At 46.0% G+C, this 18,112-nt stretch carries 17 protein-coding genes; 14 read left to right on the top strand and 3 right to left on the bottom strand.

Translation table 11 applies throughout. The features are described from left to right. The first annotated feature begins 31 nt into the window (after positions 1-31). The 12 genes from rsgA to ABV409_RS00620 all read left to right on the top strand — a co-directional run bounded on the left by rsgA (position 32) and on the right by ABV409_RS00620 (position 13,155). Positions 32-985: a ribosome small subunit-dependent GTPase A gene (rsgA, locus tag ABV409_RS00675; RefSeq protein WP_353875564.1), complete on the top strand. Its 954-nt coding sequence runs from the start codon at positions 32-34 to the stop codon at positions 983-985. Beyond that, positions 985-1,437, top strand: coding sequence for a D-aminoacyl-tRNA deacylase (dtd, locus tag ABV409_RS00670; protein ID WP_353875562.1), 453 nt, complete (start codon positions 985-987; stop codon positions 1,435-1,437). The genes rsgA and dtd overlap by 1 nt, the downstream gene beginning before the upstream one ends. An 80-nt stretch (positions 1,438-1,517) precedes the next feature. After that, positions 1,518-3,419, top strand: a complete 1,902-nt coding sequence (locus ABV409_RS00665; protein ID WP_353875560.1) for a DUF3857 domain-containing transglutaminase family protein — start codon at positions 1,518-1,520, stop codon at positions 3,417-3,419. Next, positions 3,416-5,428, top strand: coding sequence for a DUF3858 domain-containing protein (locus ABV409_RS00660; protein ID WP_353875559.1), 2,013 nt, complete (start codon positions 3,416-3,418; stop codon positions 5,426-5,428). The genes ABV409_RS00665 and ABV409_RS00660 overlap by 4 nt, the downstream gene beginning before the upstream one ends. A 219-nt stretch (positions 5,429-5,647) precedes the next feature. Next, on the top strand, positions 5,648-5,974 hold the full coding sequence (locus tag ABV409_RS00655; protein WP_353875557.1) for a nucleotide pyrophosphohydrolase: 327 nt from the start codon (positions 5,648-5,650) through the stop codon (positions 5,972-5,974). A 56-nt stretch (positions 5,975-6,030) separates the two neighbouring features. Further along, positions 6,031-7,260, top strand: a complete 1,230-nt coding sequence (locus ABV409_RS00650) for a 3-phosphoshikimate 1-carboxyvinyltransferase (protein WP_353875556.1) — start codon at positions 6,031-6,033, stop codon at positions 7,258-7,260. A gap of 76 nt (positions 7,261-7,336) precedes the next feature. After that, complete coding sequence (queA, locus tag ABV409_RS00645; protein ID WP_353875555.1) at positions 7,337-8,386, top strand: tRNA preQ1(34) S-adenosylmethionine ribosyltransferase-isomerase QueA; 1,050 nt, start codon at positions 7,337-7,339, stop codon at positions 8,384-8,386. A 75-nt stretch (positions 8,387-8,461) separates the two neighbouring features. Continuing rightward, positions 8,462-9,502: a dual-specificity RNA methyltransferase RlmN gene (rlmN, locus tag ABV409_RS00640; protein WP_353875554.1), complete on the top strand. Its 1,041-nt coding sequence runs from the start codon at positions 8,462-8,464 to the stop codon at positions 9,500-9,502. Between the two features lie 118 nt (positions 9,503-9,620). Beyond that, entirely contained in the window at positions 9,621-10,598 is a 978-nt protein-coding gene (locus ABV409_RS00635) for a polyprenyl synthetase family protein (RefSeq protein ID WP_353875553.1), read from the top strand. A 94-nt stretch (positions 10,599-10,692) separates the two neighbouring features. Further along, positions 10,693-11,262 carry an RNA polymerase sigma factor gene (locus tag ABV409_RS00630; RefSeq protein ID WP_353875552.1) on the top strand — a complete coding sequence of 190 codons (570 nt, stop codon included), beginning with the start codon at positions 10,693-10,695 and terminating at the stop codon, positions 11,260-11,262. Positions 11,263-11,272: 10 nt separating this feature from the next. Beyond that, the gene (locus ABV409_RS00625) at positions 11,273-12,004 is read left to right on the top strand and encodes a hypothetical protein (RefSeq protein WP_353875551.1); all 732 of its coding nucleotides are present in this window, start codon (positions 11,273-11,275) and stop codon (positions 12,002-12,004) included. Between the two features lie 80 nt (positions 12,005-12,084). Next, the gene (locus ABV409_RS00620) at positions 12,085-13,155 is read left to right on the top strand and encodes a hypothetical protein (protein ID WP_353875550.1); all 1,071 of its coding nucleotides are present in this window, start codon (positions 12,085-12,087) and stop codon (positions 13,153-13,155) included. On the opposite strand, the gene ABV409_RS00615 is transcribed toward ABV409_RS00620, so the two are convergent. Beyond that, positions 13,156-13,413, bottom strand: coding sequence for a zinc-ribbon domain-containing protein (locus ABV409_RS00615; protein ID WP_353875549.1), 258 nt, complete (start codon positions 13,411-13,413; stop codon positions 13,156-13,158). It abuts the gene before it with no gap. 44 nt (positions 13,414-13,457) lie between these two features. Here ABV409_RS00615 and dnaG point away from each other — a divergent pair, with 44 nt between their 5' ends. Then, entirely contained in the window at positions 13,458-15,431 is a 1,974-nt protein-coding gene (gene dnaG, locus ABV409_RS00610; RefSeq protein ID WP_353875547.1) for a DNA primase, read from the top strand. 52 nt (positions 15,432-15,483) lie between these two features. On the opposite strand, the gene ABV409_RS00605 is transcribed toward dnaG, so the two are convergent. Both ABV409_RS00605 and nadE read right to left on the bottom strand, forming a co-directional pair. After that, positions 15,484-16,113 (bottom strand): response regulator, encoded by a 630-nt coding sequence (locus ABV409_RS00605; protein ID WP_353875546.1) that lies wholly within the window; start codon positions 16,111-16,113, stop codon positions 15,484-15,486. Positions 16,114-16,271: 158 nt separating this feature from the next. Further along, complete coding sequence (gene nadE, locus ABV409_RS00600; protein WP_353875544.1) at positions 16,272-17,075, bottom strand: NAD(+) synthase; 804 nt, start codon at positions 17,073-17,075, stop codon at positions 16,272-16,274. A gap of 65 nt (positions 17,076-17,140) precedes the next feature. Here nadE and gldB point away from each other — a divergent pair, with 65 nt between their 5' ends. Then, positions 17,141-18,112 carry a gliding motility lipoprotein GldB gene (gldB, locus tag ABV409_RS00595; RefSeq protein ID WP_353875542.1) on the top strand — a complete coding sequence of 324 codons (972 nt, stop codon included), beginning with the start codon at positions 17,141-17,143 and terminating at the stop codon, positions 18,110-18,112.

Below are 18,112 nucleotides of genomic sequence, written 5' to 3'. Positions count from 1 at the left end.
ATTGTATAAATTGTTATCAACAAGCCATTTAATGCGCGGAACCGTATATAAATCGACAGGCAGCTGGTATACCGTCAAATCGGCCGATGAGGGGTTCTTTCAGTGTAGGATCAAGGGGAAATTCCGGATCAAAGGCATTAAAAGCACCAACCCGGTGGCTGTCGGTGATGAGGTCGAATTCGAACTGGAAACCGTCGGAGACGAGACCCTTGGGGTGATTACGGGCATTTCGGAACGCCGGAATTACATCATCCGAAAATCGGTCAACCTGTCGAAACAGACACACATCATAGCGGCCAACCTTGATCAAGTGTTCTTGATGGTGACCCTATACAACCCGACCACGTTTACGAGTTTTATCGATCGCTTCTTGGTTACGGCGGAGGCCTATGGCATTCCGGCCGTCTTATTGTTCAACAAAATGGACCTCTATGATGACGAACAAGCCGTCGAGGTCGAATATTTGATCGCCCTGTATCGGAAAATCGGATATCCTTGTATCGAGATCTGTGCCAAGCAAGGAACGAACGTGACACAGGTGATGGAAATGATGCAGGGAAAGACCAGCATGTTCTCTGGGCATTCAGGGGTAGGCAAATCGACCCTGATCAACAAAATGGAACCCGAGTTGCGATTAAAGACTTCCGAAATATCCAGCCAACACTTGCAAGGCCAACACACCACTACTTTTGCCGAAATGTATGACTTGTCTTTCGGGGCCAAGATCATCGATACCCCCGGAATACGGGGTTTTGGTATCGTTGATATGGATAAGGAGGAAATCGGCGATTATTTCCCTGAGTTCTTCGCACTGAAAGCAGCATGCAAATTCAACAATTGCCTGCATCTCGATGAACCCAAATGCGCGGTCAAAGCAGCTTTGGAATCAGGGGAGCTGCCATGGAGCAGATACCGGAGCTATGTGCAGATGCTGGAGGAAGATACGACAGAGAGTTATCGCGTGGATATCCATAAAATAGACTGATGCGCGCAGTGATCCAAAGGGTTTCGGAAGCAAGTGTCGTGGTTGAGGGCAAAACCGTTGCGGCCATGGCAAAAGGATTACTGGTTCTGGTCGGTATCGAAGAAGCCGACGGGCAAGAAGATATTGATTGGTTGGCCAAGAAAATCTGCAACCTTCGCATTTTCAATGACGAAGATGGCGTAATGAACCGTTCGTTATTGCAAGAAGCCGGCGACGCCATCGTCGTTAGTCAATTCACCTTACAGGCAGCGACCAAGAAAGGGAATCGCCCTTCGTATATCAAGGCTGCGAAACCCGATATCGCAATACCCATATATCGGAAATTCGTGAAGACTATCGAAGTCTTGCTTGGCAAGCAAGTAGGAACCGGTATTTTCGGTGCCGACATGAAAGTATCCTTGTTGAATGACGGACCGGTAACCATTGTGATGGACAGCAAAAAGAAGGAATAATTTTTCTGACATTTTTTTCGCTCATTCCGTAAGAAAAAGTACTTTCATGTCGTTAAGCTAAAACCTAAACCGACCCTAACATGCGCTTGTTTTTTCTAAGCCTTGTTCTTCCTTGTTTGTTAGTTGCTCAGCAAGAAGGACTTACCTACAATTCCATTGACCCAACCCTTCTTGAAAATGCCGATGCGGTAGTACGTCTAGACCAAACACAAATTACCGTTGAGCGTCAAGATTATATGCAAATCGAATCCAAACGGGTCGTAACGGTATTGAACAAGGATGGTGAACGCTTTGTGCATGCCTATGTCGGTTACGATAAGAATGATAAAGTTTTGGATTTAGAGGCCAGGGTTTATGACAAGCTCGGTAAGGAAATCAAGAAATTCAAGGAAAAGGATTTTATCGATCAAAGTGCCGTATCCGGCGGCACCCTGTATTCCGATTCCCGAATGAAATTTTTAAGATATACCCCGACTGCCTACCCCTACACCGTGGTTTTTGAAAAAAAGACGGGCACGATTAACACGGCCTTTCTTCCGAATTGGTATTTCTTGGACGGCTACAATGTCAGTGTGGAGAAGAGTCATTACAAGCTCAATGTGCTTCCTTCGATCGCAGTTCGTCATAAAACCTATCACTTTGAAAAATTCGGTGTGCGTTCCGATAGTGATCCAGCGTCCTATGAATTCAGTGCTGGGCCCTTAACAGCCTTGAAAAGGGAAACCCTTTCACCTCCGTTTTCTGAAATCGCCCCATCGGTCAAGTTGGCCCTTGAACGTTTCCATATCGAAGGGATCGACGGGGAGGCAAAGGACTGGAATGGTTTTGGGAAATGGATGTACGAACGTTTGCTCAGAGATCAGGCGAATTTGGATGAGAGCACGGTTGCCAAGATCAGACAATTGGTAAACGGTGCGATGACCAATGAAGAAAAAGTCAGGACGATTTATGAATACGTCCAAAACAATACGCGTTACATCAGTGTGCAATTGGGAATCGGAGGTTGGATGCCCATTGCGGCCGACGAAGTCGATCGCGTTAAATATGGGGATTGTAAAGGCTTGACCAATTATACCAAAGCACTTTTGGACGCCGTCGGAATACCCTCCTATTATACCGTTGTCCATGCGGGCCGGCAAGCCAAGGATATCGACCCAAATTTCCCGGCCATGCAAGGCAATCATGTTATTTTAAACGTACCCCTTGGAGAACGGGAGATCTGGTTGGAATGCACCAGTCAAAGAGATCCGGTCGATTTTCACGGCACCTTCACGGATAATCGCAAGGTTTTACGTGTGACCCCAGAGGGAGGTGAGATTGTTTCGACCAAGACCTATAAAGCCGAAGACAGTGCCCTTAAGACCTTTGCCCAATGCAATTTAGGTGCTGATGGATCAATCAAGGCATCGGTTGAATTGGAATCCACCGGCATCCAATATGCCGATCGCGACGATCTGCCGATGAAAAAGAAAGACGAACTCGAAACGTATTACAAGGAATATTGGAGCGACATCAATGATTTGTCTGTTGACAACATTACCCTCGACAATGACAAGAACCAAATCGTATTTTCAGAGAAGGTCGTGCTCAATGCCTCCAACTATGCCAGCGTGGTAAACAACGAATTGTTGTTTGCCCCGAACATGTTCAACAAGAACCGATATGTGCCCAAACGCCATCGAAATCGAGAACAGGATATGGTCATCTCCAGGGGATATCACGATATTGATGAATTCATCATCCAACTTCCAGAAGGTTATTCGATTTCAAGTATGCTCCAAGACCTTGAAATCAAGAATGACTTCGGTCTATACCTCAGGAAAATCGAGCTGTTGGACCCCAATCGGATCAAGTATAGTAGGGAGTTGATCATCAGGGCCGGTAGATACGATAAGGCTGATTACGAGTCGTACCGAAATTTTAAAAAGAAAGTCGCCCGCAGCGATAATTCACGAATTGTTTTAACCAAAACCAAACCATGAGAAAAAGTCTGTTGTTTTTTGCACTGGTCAGTGCACTGCAATTGAGCGCAAACGAAGTTAAATTCGGAAAAGTCTCCAAAGCTGAAGTCGAGGCGACGGAGCATCCTGTTGAAAAGGATGCCGAAGCCGCTATCTTATATAAAAAAGAACGGGTTTATTTCGACTACAATCCAGAAACCGGATGGTCGCAAATGCGGGAGGCGCATTACCGAATCAAAATTTATAAGAAGGAAGGCCTTGAAAGAGGTACTTTTCAAGTGCCGCTCTACGTGTCAGGGGTTGACGGCGAACGGATTTCAGGGGTCAAGGGCTATACCTTTAATCTGGCTAATGGTTCGGTCGAGAAGGTGAAACTTAAAAAAGATGGGGTTTTCCAAGAGGAAGTCAACAAATACAGAAACAAGGTTTCCATCACTATGCCGGAAGTCAAAGAGGGTAGTGTACTTGATATTGTATTCGATATTCGATCGACCCTGTATTGGCATATGGATGACTTTCAATTCCAATACGGAGTGCCGGTGAACGAAGTGGATGTGACCATCGAGATTCCGCAGTATTTCATTTTCAAGCGGTACGGCAGGGGGTTTTATCCTATAGATATCGCACAATCGCGAAAGAACCGCAAGATCGCCGTTCAGTATAAAGAAGATTTCGATCCCGGCAGATTGGGAGCAAGAACGGGTTCACGAACCCAAAATGGGGAACTTAATTTCTATGAAAACGTCTATAAAGTCAAATCAACGGCCATCCCTTCTTTAAAGGAAGTCGATTATACGGATAATATCGATAACTACCGCAGTGCTGTCAAGTTCGAACTGGCATCCACTCAATTCCCAAACCGTCCGTACAAAAACTACAGCCTGAGTTGGGAAGATGTGGCCGAATCCATTTACAAGTATGATAGTTTTGGTGGTGAATTGGCAAAAGTGAATTACTTCAATGGTGATTTAGATCCTTTATTGGCCGAAGCTGGTGATGATATGCAGAAGGTAGCTTTGGTCTATGGTTATGTACAAAATAAGATGACCTGGAATAATTTCAACTCCATCGGTAGTAATGGTCTTAAAAAGGCGTATAAAGAAGGGGTCGGAAATGTGGCCGACATCAATCTCATGTTAACCGCCATGTTGCGTCATGCGGGTTTGAAGGCGGATCCGGTCTTGGTCAGTACCAAATCGCACGGCATTCCCCTGTTTCCCACACAAGATGGGTTCAATTATGTGATTACCGCTGTTCAGACCGATAAAGGGATGATCCTATGCGATGCCACCGAGAAAAAAGCCATTCCCGGGATATTGGCCCCAAGGGTAATGAACTGGAATGGGCGATTGGTGCGAAAAGACGGAAGTTCGACCTCGATCAAATTGACGCCAAACGGCAATTCAAAACTCATTTCCTTTGCACAGGTCAAAATCGGAGAGGAAGGACAAATTGAAGGGAAACTGCGAAACCAATTCACCTACCAACGGGCTTTCCAGTTTCGAAAAGGGTTCGATGAAAACAAGGAGGACGATTATATCGAACGATTGGAGAACCGTTATGGTGAAATGGAAATCCTGGATTTTGAACTTAAAAACCTAAAACAAATGGGGAAACCTGTTTCCGAAATCTATTCGTTCGAAAAGGAGAACCAGACTGAAATCATCGGTGACAAGATCTATTTTAGGCCCATGCTGTTCATGGCCATGGACGAGAATCCGTTCAAGCTGGATTCACGGGATTATCCGGTCGATTTCTCTTATCCGAAAACCGGGAAGATAACCATCAATTTTGAAATCCCCGAAGGGTATCAGGTCGAGACCATACCCGAAACGGCATCCTTTGCTTTGCCTGAGGGATTGGGAGCTTTCAAATACAATTTGAAGGCCATGGGAAATAAACTGCAATTTTCCTGTTCGACCGAGATCAATACTTCGATCGTGCCTCCGAATTACTACCAAGCCCTTAAGGAATTTTATTCGCGGATTATCAAAAAAGAAGCTGAGAAAGTAGTATTGACAAGGATATAAGGAACCGCAGCCTAGCTAAAGGGGTTAGTGCCTATTGCTAAGGATTGGACTGTAAGCGTTTATAGCCCATTTGATGGAAACCGTAGCAAAGGGTCCTTCGATTTCGATAGTATTGGGATCGTAACGGCTTGATTTAGGTAAAAGTCAAAAATACCAATAGACCCTTAACAATGCCTATATTGTCATTGAAAACAAAAAGAACACCTAAAAGTTCGACTGATGAACATTGAAAATGCCCAAAAAGCGGTAGATGATTGGATCAAGGCACATGGGGTGCGCTATTTCAATGAACTGACCAATATGGCCCAATTGACCGAAGAGGTCGGTGAGGTCGCCCGGATCATTGCCCGTCGGTATGGCGAGCAGAGTGAGAAAGCTTCCGACAAAGACAAGGATCTTGGTGAAGAACTGGCCGATGTATTGTTCGTCTTGTTGTGTTTGGCGAATCAAACCGAAATCGATTTACAGGCTTCCTTCGATAAAAAATTGGACCTCAAGACCAAAAGGGACCATGACCGGCATCACAACAACCAAAAGTTAAAATAAATACCGTTCGGCTAAGGGCGATTCCTTAAATTTGGAGCTTCCGAAAACGGCGCATTTTGAGAATACAGCTTTCCTATCCGTCCAGTAAAAAAATCAGTGCAAGCGTACAGATTACCGGCTCCAAAAGTGAGACGAACCGTTTGTTGCTCTTGCAAAAACTATTTCCGAATCTCAGTCTGACCAACCTTTCCAACAGTGACGATGCCCAGGTGATGCAGAAAGGTCTGGCCATCGATCAAGGAATAGTCGATATTTTTCATGCCGGTACGGCCATGCGCTTTCTGACCTCGTTCTTCGCCACCCAACCGGGTAAATCGGTCGAATTGACGGGATCACCCCGCATGAAGCAGCGCCCGATCAAAGTGTTGGTCGATGCCTTGACCGATCTTGGAGCCGATATCCGATATGTCGAAAACGACGGCTACCCGCCCCTGGCCATCAATGGCGTGAAGATTGTAAAGCAACAGGTTAGCTTACCGGCGAATATCAGTAGCCAATACATTTCTTCGCTCTGCCTTGTGGCCCCGAGTCTCGAAAATGGCCTTGAAATCGAATTGATCGGCAAAGTGACCTCGGTACCCTATATCAATATGACCTTGGGGTTGTTGGCCGAAATTGGGGTCACCGCGGATTTTGATGGGCAAACCATCCGTATCCAACCGAAATCGGAGGTTGCCGATACGACCATGGTAGTCGAATCGGATTGGAGTGCCGCGAGTTATTACTATAGCATCGCAGCCCTTTCCGAAGTAGGGTCGACCATTGAGTTGGCTTCCTATAAAGACCGTTCCCTTCAAGGTGATCGGGTCCTTGCGGAGGTCTATAACGCGATGGGGGTGGTGACGGATTTTTTTGAAAACCATATCGTCCTGACCAAAACCGAAACGCCAAAGACGGGCCATCTGCAGCTCGATCTTGCCAATGCTCCCGATATTGCGCAGACGGTAGCCGTAAGCTGCTACGGGCTTGGTATGACCTGTCATCTGTCGGGCTTGCATACCCTTCCGATCAAGGAAACCGATCGTTTGGCGGCCATGAAGACCGAATTGGAAAAATTCGGTGCCACTGTCGTCATCGATGCCGAGAGTCTGCACTTGAAGGCAACGAACCTCCATTCAGATCCGGTCGCGGTCGATACCTACCACGACCATAGAATGGCCATGGCTTTCGCTCCTTTGGCCATGAAACGGGCTTTTCAGGTAAACGAGGCCGAAGTGGTTTCAAAATCGTATCCTGACTTTTGGAACGACCTGGCCGGTATCGGTTTTTCGGTCAAAGAGGCCTAAGGTCAAATAATTCCTCGTTTTGCTTGACATCCCCTATAGCCAGATTGTATATTTGCGCTCTTATAAAATTCCGTAGATGAAATTATCAAACTTCAATTTTGAGCTACCCAACGAATTGTTGGCAGAATATCCTGCAGAGAATCGCGATGAATCACGGCTAATGGTCGTTCATCGTGATACCGGAAAAATCGAGCATCGCATGTTCAAAGACATGATCGAGTATTTCGATGAAGGTGATGTGATGGTGTTGAACAATACCAAGGTATTTCCGGCCCGATTGTACGGCAATAAGGAAAAGACCGGGGCTCGTATTGAGGTGTTTTTGTTACGCGAATTGAACGATGAACAACGCCTGTGGGACGTGTTGGTCGATCCCGCGCGTAAGATCCGAATCGGAAACAAACTCTATTTCGGGGAAGACGAAAGTCTTGTGGCAGAAGTAATCGATAATACCACTTCAAGGGGAAGGACCCTTCGTTTTCTCTACGACGGATCGTACACTGATTTTAGACGTAAATTACGCGAACTGGGGCAAACGCCCTTGCCAAAATACATCAAGCGTGATGTTGAGCCCGAAGATGAGGAACGTTACCAAACGATTTATGCAAAACATGAAGGGGCCGTTGCAGCTCCAACCGCGGGCTTGCACTTTTCGAAACACCTTTTGAAACGCCTTGAGATCAAAGGCATCGATTTCGCCGAAGTGACGCTTCATGTCGGGCTAGGGACCTTCAGCCCGGTAGAGGTCGAAGACCTTTCGAAACACAAAATGGACAGTGAGGAATTGGTAATCGATGAACGTGCCACTGAAATCGTAAATTCGGCCAAAGCCAATAAGCGAAAGGTCTGTGCGGTAGGTACCACCGTCATGCGTGGTCTCGAAAGTGCGGTGTCTTCAGAACGCAGCTTGAATACCTTCGAAGGTTGGACGAACAAGTTCATTTTTCCTCCTTATGAGTTCAGTATCGCTGACTGTATGGTGACGAATTTCCACTTGCCGAAATCGACCTTGATGATGATGATTTCCGCGTTTACAGGACACGAATTGATGAAGAAGGCCTACAAACAGGCTATTTTGGAACAATACAAGTTCTATTCGTACGGTGATGCCATGCTGATTTTGTAGTCGAAACGAAACGAATACCAAAGATCCCGTTGCGATTCTCCGTGACGGGATTTTTACTTTCCTACCTTTGCTGCGATGAATGCCACCAAAAAAGATATCAGGGCCCTGACCAAAGACCAATTGCGCGAGTTTTTCGTTTCGCAAGGGGATCAAGCGTTTCGAGGCAACCAGGTATATGAATGGCTTTGGAGAAAATCGGCCCATTCCTTCGAAGTCATGACGAATCTGTCTAAGGAGACACGTTCCATGCTCGAGGCGAATTTCACCATCAACCATATTGAAGTCGATACCATGCAGCGCAGTGGCGACGGTACGATCAAGAATGCCGTACGGCTTCACGATGGTCTCATTGTGGAATCCGTCCTCATTCCAACAGAAAATCGCAGCACGGCCTGTGTTTCCAGTCAAGTAGGATGTAGTTTGGACTGTAAGTTCTGTGCCACGGCACGATTGAAGCGCATGCGCAACCTGAATCCCGATGAGATTTATGATCAGGTGGTAGCTATTGACAAAGAGAGCCGGTTGTATTTCAATCGTCCTTTGAGCAATATCGTGTTCATGGGTATGGGAGAGCCGTTGATGAACTACAACAACGTGTTGAAATCCATAGAAAAAATCACGTCTAGCGAAGGTCTGGGCATGTCTCCAAAACGCATCACCGTCTCAACTTCGGGAGTGCCGAAAATGATCCGAAAAATGGCCGATGACGAAGTGCGGTTCAAACTGGCCGTTTCGCTACATTCGGCCATTGATGAAGTGCGTACCTCGATCATGCCGTTCAATGCGACCTTCCCCTTGAGTGACCTGAGAAGTGCCCTTGAATATTGGTATGCGAAGACCAAAAATCGCATCACCTATGAATACGTGGTCTGGAAAGGGATCAACGACCGTCAGATCGATATCGATGCTTTGGTCCGGTTTTGCAAATTCGCACCTTCAAAAGTCAACCTTATCGAGTACAACCCTATCGATGATGGTGAATTCGCCCAAGCCGACGAATCGGCAATAGCGAATTATATCGAAACCCTTGAACGAAACGGTATCACGGTTACGGTCAGACGTTCACGGGGTAAGGATATCGATGCCGCTTGTGGCCAATTGGCCAACAAAGCCTGATTTGCAGGAAATCGATCCTTTGCCACCGCTAAGCGAAAACTGGGAACTAGGATGTTTTAGGAAGCTATTTTACCTAAATTTGATGTTTGAAACCATGTTGGCGTTTTACGCATTTTAATTGAAGGTCACAGCCCAAATACGCGAACCGATTGAGGAAGAAATGGAACTTTTCGAAGAGAAGTTCCGCGATTCCATGTCCTCTAAAGTCGCCCTGTTCAATCGCATCACCTACTACATCGTCAATCGCAAGGGCAAGCAAATGCGCCCCATGTTCGTTTTTCTGACGGCAAAAATGTTGAATGGTGGCGAGGTAGTACAACGCACCTATACGGGCGCCTCGATTATTGAATTGATCCATACGGCAAGCCTCGTGCATGATGATGTTGTCGATGATAGTCTCAAGCGTCGTGGTTTTTTCTCTATCAATGCGCTTTGGAAGAACAAGATCGCCGTCTTGGTCGGGGATTATCTTTTCTCCAAGGGCCTGTTGGTCGCTTTGGAGCATGGCGATTATGATCTGTTGCACATCATTTCCGAATCAGTGCGTTCGATGAGCGAGGGTGAACTGCTCCAAATCGAGAAAGCGCGACTTCTCGATATCACCGAAGAAGTATATTACCAGATCATTCAGCAGAAAACGGCCCGTCTTATCGCCTCATGTTGCAGTATGGGGGCCGCTTCGGTCAAACCCGATTCGCCTGAAGTAGAGAAGTTCAGACGGTTCGGCGAATTATGCGGGATGGCTTTTCAGATCAAAGACGACCTATTCGATTACGGGAATGAACGTATCGGCAAACCGACCGGCATCGATATCAAAGAAAAGAAAATGACGCTGCCTTTGATCCATGCCTTGAACCAATCGGATAAGGCAGAGCGAAAATGGCTCATCAATTCGATAAAAAACCACAACAAAGACAAGCAAAGGGTCAAAGAAGTCATTGCCTTTGTCAAGAAGAAAGGTGGTTTGGAGTATGCCGTTGCCAAGATGTTGGAATTCAAAGATGAAGCCTTGGCCTTATTGCAAGACTACCCGGACTCCCCCTATAAGGATGCCTTGATCCTGATGGTCGAATATGTGGTCGACCGAAAGAAATAGCCAAAGTCAGGGACCCAACGGATAAAAATTTCCTTACCGATACAACCATTTTGAAAAAGGCTGCGTCTATAGAATAGAGACAAACCGAGAACCATTGAAGATCATTTCATTTTATAGCAATGAAAGACAGTTGCTGAAAAAAGCGACGGCTGGCCATCGTGCGGCCCAGCAGCATATCTATGACCGCTATGCGCCAAAAATGCTCAGTGTCTGTAGGCAGTATATCAAAGATCTGCAATTCGCTGAAGATGTGATGATCGGAGGGTTTGTCAAGGTGTTCAAACATTTAAAGGATTTTCGAAACCAAGGAAGTTTCGAAGGTTGGGTACGCCGGATCATGGTGAGGGAAAGTATCTCTTACCTGCGCAAAAAACAGTTTGTTGTTTATGACGACGCTACGGTTGATTTGGCTGGTGATCGCAATTTGCATGAAGATCATTTTGACGATGTTGAGCATATTCAGGCGATGATCGATGCCTTGCCCGAAGGGTATAAAATGGTGTTTGTTTTGTATGCGGTTGAAGGATACAAGCATCACGAGATCGCTGAAATGCTAGACATTTCAGAAGGCACTTCAAAGTCGCAGTTGTATAAGGCCCGTAAGGTCTTGCAAGAAAATTTAAAACTCAAAGGCTTGGCCCCTAAAGGAACTGGCCAAGCGTAAACAAAACGATATGGGGAAATTGGAAGAACATATCAAAACGAAATTGGAAGAGCGAAGTATCGAGCCAACGGATAGGGGTTGGCAACGGGTCGCTTCGCAATTGGACCCGGAACCCCAAAGTGGTTTCAAATGGAAGTGGTATGCCGTTGCGGCCAGTCTGGTCGGTATCGCTATTGTGACCAGCATGTTCTTTCAGGGCCCATCAACGCAAGAGCAACAGATCAAAGTCGTTGAAACGGAGTCTGCCAAACCAGCGGTCGACCCTGTCGTTGAAGAACGGATTCCTCCAGTAGAAGAAGCCTTGGCCGAAACACAGGATATTGAGGCTCCCAGGGTAGGTGATCAGCGTATGGGAAAAGAAGATAATGATCAGTTGGCCGCAGTGGTCGAAACACCGCAGCTGGATCTGGATATTGAACAAAGTCAGGAAGGACCTGGGCAGGAGAAACTCGTTGACGATGGGATCATCGATGCCAAAATCCAAGAAGTATTGACGCAGGTAACCGCCCTTGAAGGGAATGCCATTGAAGTAACTGAGGCCGAAATCGACTCCTTATTGCATGCGGCCCAAAAATCGATTTTACTCGATCAGCTGGTCAATGATAGTGGAAAGGTCGACGCCATGGCCCTTTTGGGCGAAGTAGAAGCCGAATTGGATCAGTCCTTTCGGGATCAAATCTTCGAACGTTTGAAGAGCGGTTATCTCAAACTACGAACGGCCGTTGCCGATAGAAACAATTAAATCCATTCATCAATCAAACCAACCCATTCCATGACCTCCCGAAAGGGAGGCTGGCTGGGGCGGTCATAAATCGAAAAACCATGAGAAAAAAAACCAGAGCCTTTATCGCGATCATACTATTGATCACCTCGGTGCCATTGCTTGCACAAAAAGACTACAACGATCGCATTACCGTATTGAAAGAGCAAAAAGAACGCATCACCCAGCAAGAAAAAGATGCCTTGAAACTTGAAGTGAAGTCGATAAACGAGCGGCTCGAACGTGGGGCGATTTCAACTGAAGAAGCCGCTATCTTAAAGGAGGAGGCCGCTAAAAAGAGGGCCTTGAACATCGAAAACCGTTTGGCGATCATCGAAAACCAAATTGCCTTGCTCGACCGTAACGAAGGCAAGACCTTGGTCTTGCTCGAGGCCGATACCATCTCCGATGACGACATCCGATTGAACCTAATGGTCGATGGCCGGCCTTTCTTTAGCGTGAATTCGAAAAAGTGGAAGAAAGAAATCAAATACGATCGTCGTACCTATTCCGATTTCGTCATTGCCATTGGTTTGAACAATGCCATCATCGAAGATCAATCTTTAGACGATTCGCCCTATAAAATAGGGGGAAGCCGATTTTTCGAAATGGGATGGCAATGGCGCACCCGGGTCTTTCGAAATTCCAACTTTTTGCGATTGAATTATGGCTTTAACTTTCAGTTCAATGGACTTAAACCCGACAATAACCAGTATTTCGTCACCAATGGCGATCAGACCGAACTACAGGAATTTGAATTTGAATTGAATAAATCGAAGTTCAGGATGGATAATCTTGTATTTCCGTTACACTTCGAATTCGGCTCATCGAAGTTTTATGAAGGCAAAGATCGCATTCGTTACTCCTTAGATCGACAGTTCCGACTTGGAATAGGGGGGTACGGCGGTTTCAATATCGGTACCCGGCAAAAGTTGAAGTACACCAACAACGGTGATCGGATCAAAGACAAGCTTAAGCGCGATTACAACACCAGCGACCTGATATACGGTCTTAGCGCCTATGCCGGTGTCGGCGGTACCTTGTTGTACGTTAAATACGATCTCAATCCGATTTTTAGGGATGCTCCGGTCAAACAACGGAATATCTCTTTGGGCTTGCGCTTTGACCTTTGATCAAAGCGCATCGCGCATCGCCTCGGTAAATTCATTTTCACGGTACGTCTTTTTGCAATGGGAACATTGTACCATTTGCAAACTGCCGATTTTGAATAAAGGTATCCAGAAGAGATGCAAATAGTTGGCCTGTTGGCTATAGGTCAGGCTGTTATTTTGTTGGCAAAAAGGGCAAATGACCGCTAAACGACGGCTTTGTTTCTTTCCGGTGCGGGTTCCGAAGAAAAGAATCATATCTCGGGCGTTTGTGTCTTTCAAAATACGAATTTTGGCTACCTTTAGCGACTACAGTTTGCCCAATCGTGATATCGAAAAGTACCATAGATCAAGTTTATGAGACCGCCCGGGTCGAAGAGGTGATCGGTGATTTCGTCCAGTTGAAGAAATCCGGTTCCAACTTCAAGGGGCTAAGCCCCTTTAGCGATGAGCGTACGCCTAGTTTCATGGTATCGCCGGTCAAACAGATATGGAAAGATTTCAGTAGCGGTAAAGGAGGCAATGTCGTGGCTTTTTTGATGGAGCATGAACATTTCAATTATCCGGAGGCTATTCGGTATTTGGCCAAGAAATACAACATTGAAATCGAGGAGACGGAGCAGACCGACGAACAAAAGGAAGCTGCCAACGAACGGGAAAGCATGTACTTGGTCTCAGAATATGCGCAAAAATACTATGCCGATATCCTTTGGAACTCCACACCAGGCAAAGCCATTGGCTTAAGTTATTTCAAGGAACGTGGGTTCACCGATGAGACCGTGAAAAAGTTCGGTTTGGGGTATAACCTCGATGAGTGGGGTGCCTTTACCGATACGGCTATCGAACAGGGCTATCAATTGGAATATCTTGAAAAAACAGGATTGACCATTGTAAAGGAACAGCAAAACGGGCCTGCCAAAAAGTTCGATAGGTTCAAAGGCCGGGTCCTTTTTCCGATCCATTCGATGAGTGGTAGGGTCTTGGGTTTCGGAGGGCGTATTTTAGGGAATGACAAGAAAGCCGCTAAGTACTTGAATTCGCCCGAAAGCGACATCTACCATAAAAGCAAGGTGCTTTATGGTATTTATTTCGCAAAGCAGGCCATTGCAAGACAAGACAATTGCTTTTTGGTAGAAGGATACACCGATGTGATCCAATTCTACCAAAGGGGAATCGAAAATGTCGTCGCCTCGAGCGGAACGGCATTGACGCCAGAGCAAATCCGATTGATCAATCGCTTGACCAACAACATCACCGTACTATTCGATGGGGATGCCGCGGGCCTAAGGGCTTCACTTCGAGGTATCGATTTGATCCTCGAACAAGGCATGAACGTCAAGGTCTGTACCTTTCCTGAAGGGGAAGATCCCGACAGTTTCGCCAAAAACAATGCCCTTGAAGACGTGGTGTCGTTTTTAGCGGACAATGCCAAAGACTTTATCCAGTTCAAAGCTTCGATGTTGACCGATGAAGCAGCTGATGACCCTATCAAACGGGCCGATACCGTAAGGGACATCGTCAACAGTATCGCCAAGATACCCGATAGGATCAAAAAGGAGATTTACATCCAGGAATGTGCGAAGATCATGAACGTTTCCGAAGCGGTCTTGTACAATACCATGGCCCAAATCGATAAAAAAGGGGTTCAGGAAGCCACTAAGAAAATTCAACAAGGGCAAAAGGCTTTCGAGGTGGTCAAACACGATCCGGTAACCGAAAAGGTCGATGTGCAATACGAACTCGAACGAAAGATCATCGAAATGCTATTGCTTTATGGCCAGCAGCAAGAAGAATTCGAGGATTTAGTGTTGAAAGAGGATGATGAAGGTGAATTGGTCTTGGCTCCCGAAACCGTCAATGCCAAGGTATACGAGAAAGTATATCTCGATCTTCAAGAAGATGAAATCGAATTATCGAACGAACAATTCAAAACCTTATACTATCGGTTGATCGCCCAATTGAATGAGAACGATAGCTTTTCGGTGAGTACCTTTCTCAATGAGGTGGATCAGCATATGGCGACTGAGATCAGCTCCATCCTAATGGAAGAGGAACGTTATGTGTTACATGATTGGGAACGCAAGGATATCTATCCGAAAGGCAAGAAATCAGGGGTCGCCCAATTGGTTGGGGAGACCATTTTGACCCTACGTTGTAATCTGATCAAGAACCGAATCGCCAAACTACAGGAAACTACGGCCGCCCCTTCGAACGACAATGCCGAAGTGTTGGAAGAGATCATGAACTACCTCCAGTTGAACAAATTGTTGAACGCGAAATTGAACCGCGTGCTCTCCTAAAACAAAAACCCCGGCATTGCCGGGGTTTTTGTTGAATGAAATGGAAGTACGTTTAGTACAGCTCCAAAGCTTTGGCTTGTTGCAACAAATCGACGAGGTTATCGACGTTCAACTTGCGCATCAATCGAGCCTTATAGGTACTCACCGTTTTCTCGTTGAGGTTCAACCCTTCGGCCACCTCCTTGTTTCGCTTACCGCTGGCCAGAAGTTTGAGTACTTCCACCTCGCGGGTTGATAGCTTTCTGAAGAATCTTCTTGGTTTTTGAGTTCCTTCATCAAAGGCCAAACGTTGGGCCAATTCATTGGTAATGAACATGTTTCCTTCTGCAACCTTCTTCAAGGCGGAAATAATGTAGTCGACCTCTGCGGTTTTTGAAAGGTAACCGAAGGCGCCCGCCCTGATCGTACTCAAGGCATAAACATCTTCTGATTGACCACTGTACATCAATACTTTGGTATTCGGAAAATCTTGTTTGATTTTGCGGAGGGTGGCGATACCGTTGATTTCTGGAATATCCATTTCCAACATCACCACATCCGGTGAAACTTTCTCGAGCGTCTTGAAAAGCTCGCTTGTCGAAGACACATCACCGATCACTTCAAACTCCGTAGAGTTTTGAAGGACTTGTTTGACGCCAAGTCGCACAATTGGGTGACTGTCAGCAATTAATACTTGAATCATTGTGGTAGGATTTACTATATTCTGTTTGGCAAAATGTGTTTAGTAATCTAATGCTTACAATCGATGAAAGGCAAGTTAACCATTTTGCCTTACAAAATTGTGCTTTTTTTATTAAAACCACAGAATTTTTGTGGTTTTATTCGTTTTAATAGCAGGATTTACGGTTGAGTGGTAACTTTTAGTGAATCAGGTATTTCACAAATGGGAATAGGAATCATCTTATGCTTGTTCGCGGTATTGAACTTTTTGTAGATTGTAAATACCTCTTTTTTTCTGTCAGAAAAGTCTTCTGCGGTTTTGCCCTGGTCATCCATCTGCATCGCCCATTCCAATTCTGGGTATGAGGCACCGATTTGATCTTCATCAGTACGACTATCGCCCCAAAGGCCATCGGTAGGGGCTGCTTCCATAATATCTTGATTTACCCCGAGCGCACTTCCGAGGGCGTATACTTCCGATTTGAGCAAATCGGCAATAGGGCTAAGGTCGACCCCGCCATCACCGTATTTGGTGTAAAATCCCACTCCGAAGTCCTCAACCTTGTTCCCGGTACCGGCCACTAAATAGCCTTTTAAGGCGGCGAAATAATACAAGGTGGTCATGCGGAGCCTTGCTCGGGTATTCGCCAATGACATGAAGCGTTCTTCCTCATTGGCTACCGCCGGTAATGCCGCTACCAAACTATCGAAAACCGGGGTCAAGTTCACCGGTTGCCGTTTGACATTTGGGAAATTCGATTGCAACCATTCAATATGGCGGTCAGCGCGTGTGACCTGATTGGCCCCTTGGTGGATGGGCATTTCAAGGCAAAGCAGGTCCAATCCGGTTTTCGCACATAAAGTAGAGGTCACGGCTGAATCGATCCCTCCCGAAACGCCGATGACGAAACCTTTGATGTTCGCGTTGTTCGCATACTCCTTTAACCAATTCACGATATGGTCGATGACCTTTTCTGTTTGCATAGCTGAGCTTTAATGTCAAAAATTTACCTTTGTGCCCTGTAAATTTAAATGCTAGGTCCTTAATAATGAAGTTGAACCCGAAATACTTTTGGCTAGCGGTCTTCATGGCCCTTGTTTTTTCTTGTAAAGAAGAGAACAAGCTTGAAAACCAGATCGCCGGCATACCCGTTCAAGTAAGCCCGGCACGCTTTGATGTCGAATTCGCCAAAGCAACACCGAAAGACCTTCCTGCATTAAAACGGAAGTATCCGTATTTGTTCCCTGAACGTTTCCCCGATAGTCTTTGGGTAGCCAAAATGGGAGATTCCCTACAGCATGAACTTTCCGAAGAAGTCGCTATGGGCTTCGGTGATTTTGAAACCGAGACCGGACAACTTAAGGGATTGTTCCAACACCTTCGCTATTACTTTCCCGGTATGGCCTTACCCAAGGTCGTGACCATGACCTCAGACGTTGATTACAACAACAGGGTGATCTTGACCGATTCCTTACTGTTGATCGGTTTGGATAATTATCTAGGGAAAGATCATCGTTTTTATCAAGGAATCCCCCGCTATGTTGCCAAGGGGCTTGATAGGCAATTCTTAGTGGCCGATGTGGCCAGCGCCTTTGCAAAGGCGGTCAACCGCTATCCTCGAAACCGAACCTTTTTGTCGCGGATGGTATATCACGGTAAAGAACTTTACTTGAAAGAGATGCTGTTGCCTGATTTGCCGAAAGCCGCTATCATAGGCTATGAGACCGATGAAATGGAATGGGCAGCGGCCAATGAAGCACAGATGTGGCGGTATTTTATCGAAAGGGAATTGTTGTACAGCACCGAATCCGGATTGGATCGAAGGTTCTTGGATCCCGCACCCTTTTCGAAATTCCAATTGGAACTCGATACCGAATCACCCGGGCGATTGGGTCGTTATCTAGGTTGGCAGATCGTTCGATCGTTTGCCAAAAACCGTCCTGAAGTACCGTTGACCGAACTTTTGGTCTTACCGGCCGATGAACTTTTCAAAGAAGCAAATTACAAACCGAAGAAATAA

Source organism: Flagellimonas algarum (genome assembly GCF_040513375.1).
Lineage (GTDB): Bacteria > Bacteroidota > Bacteroidia > Flavobacteriales > Flavobacteriaceae > Flagellimonas_B > Flagellimonas_B algarum.
The sequence above is the reverse complement of the archived record's forward strand: the minus strand, read 5'-3'. Positions and strand labels throughout refer to the sequence as shown.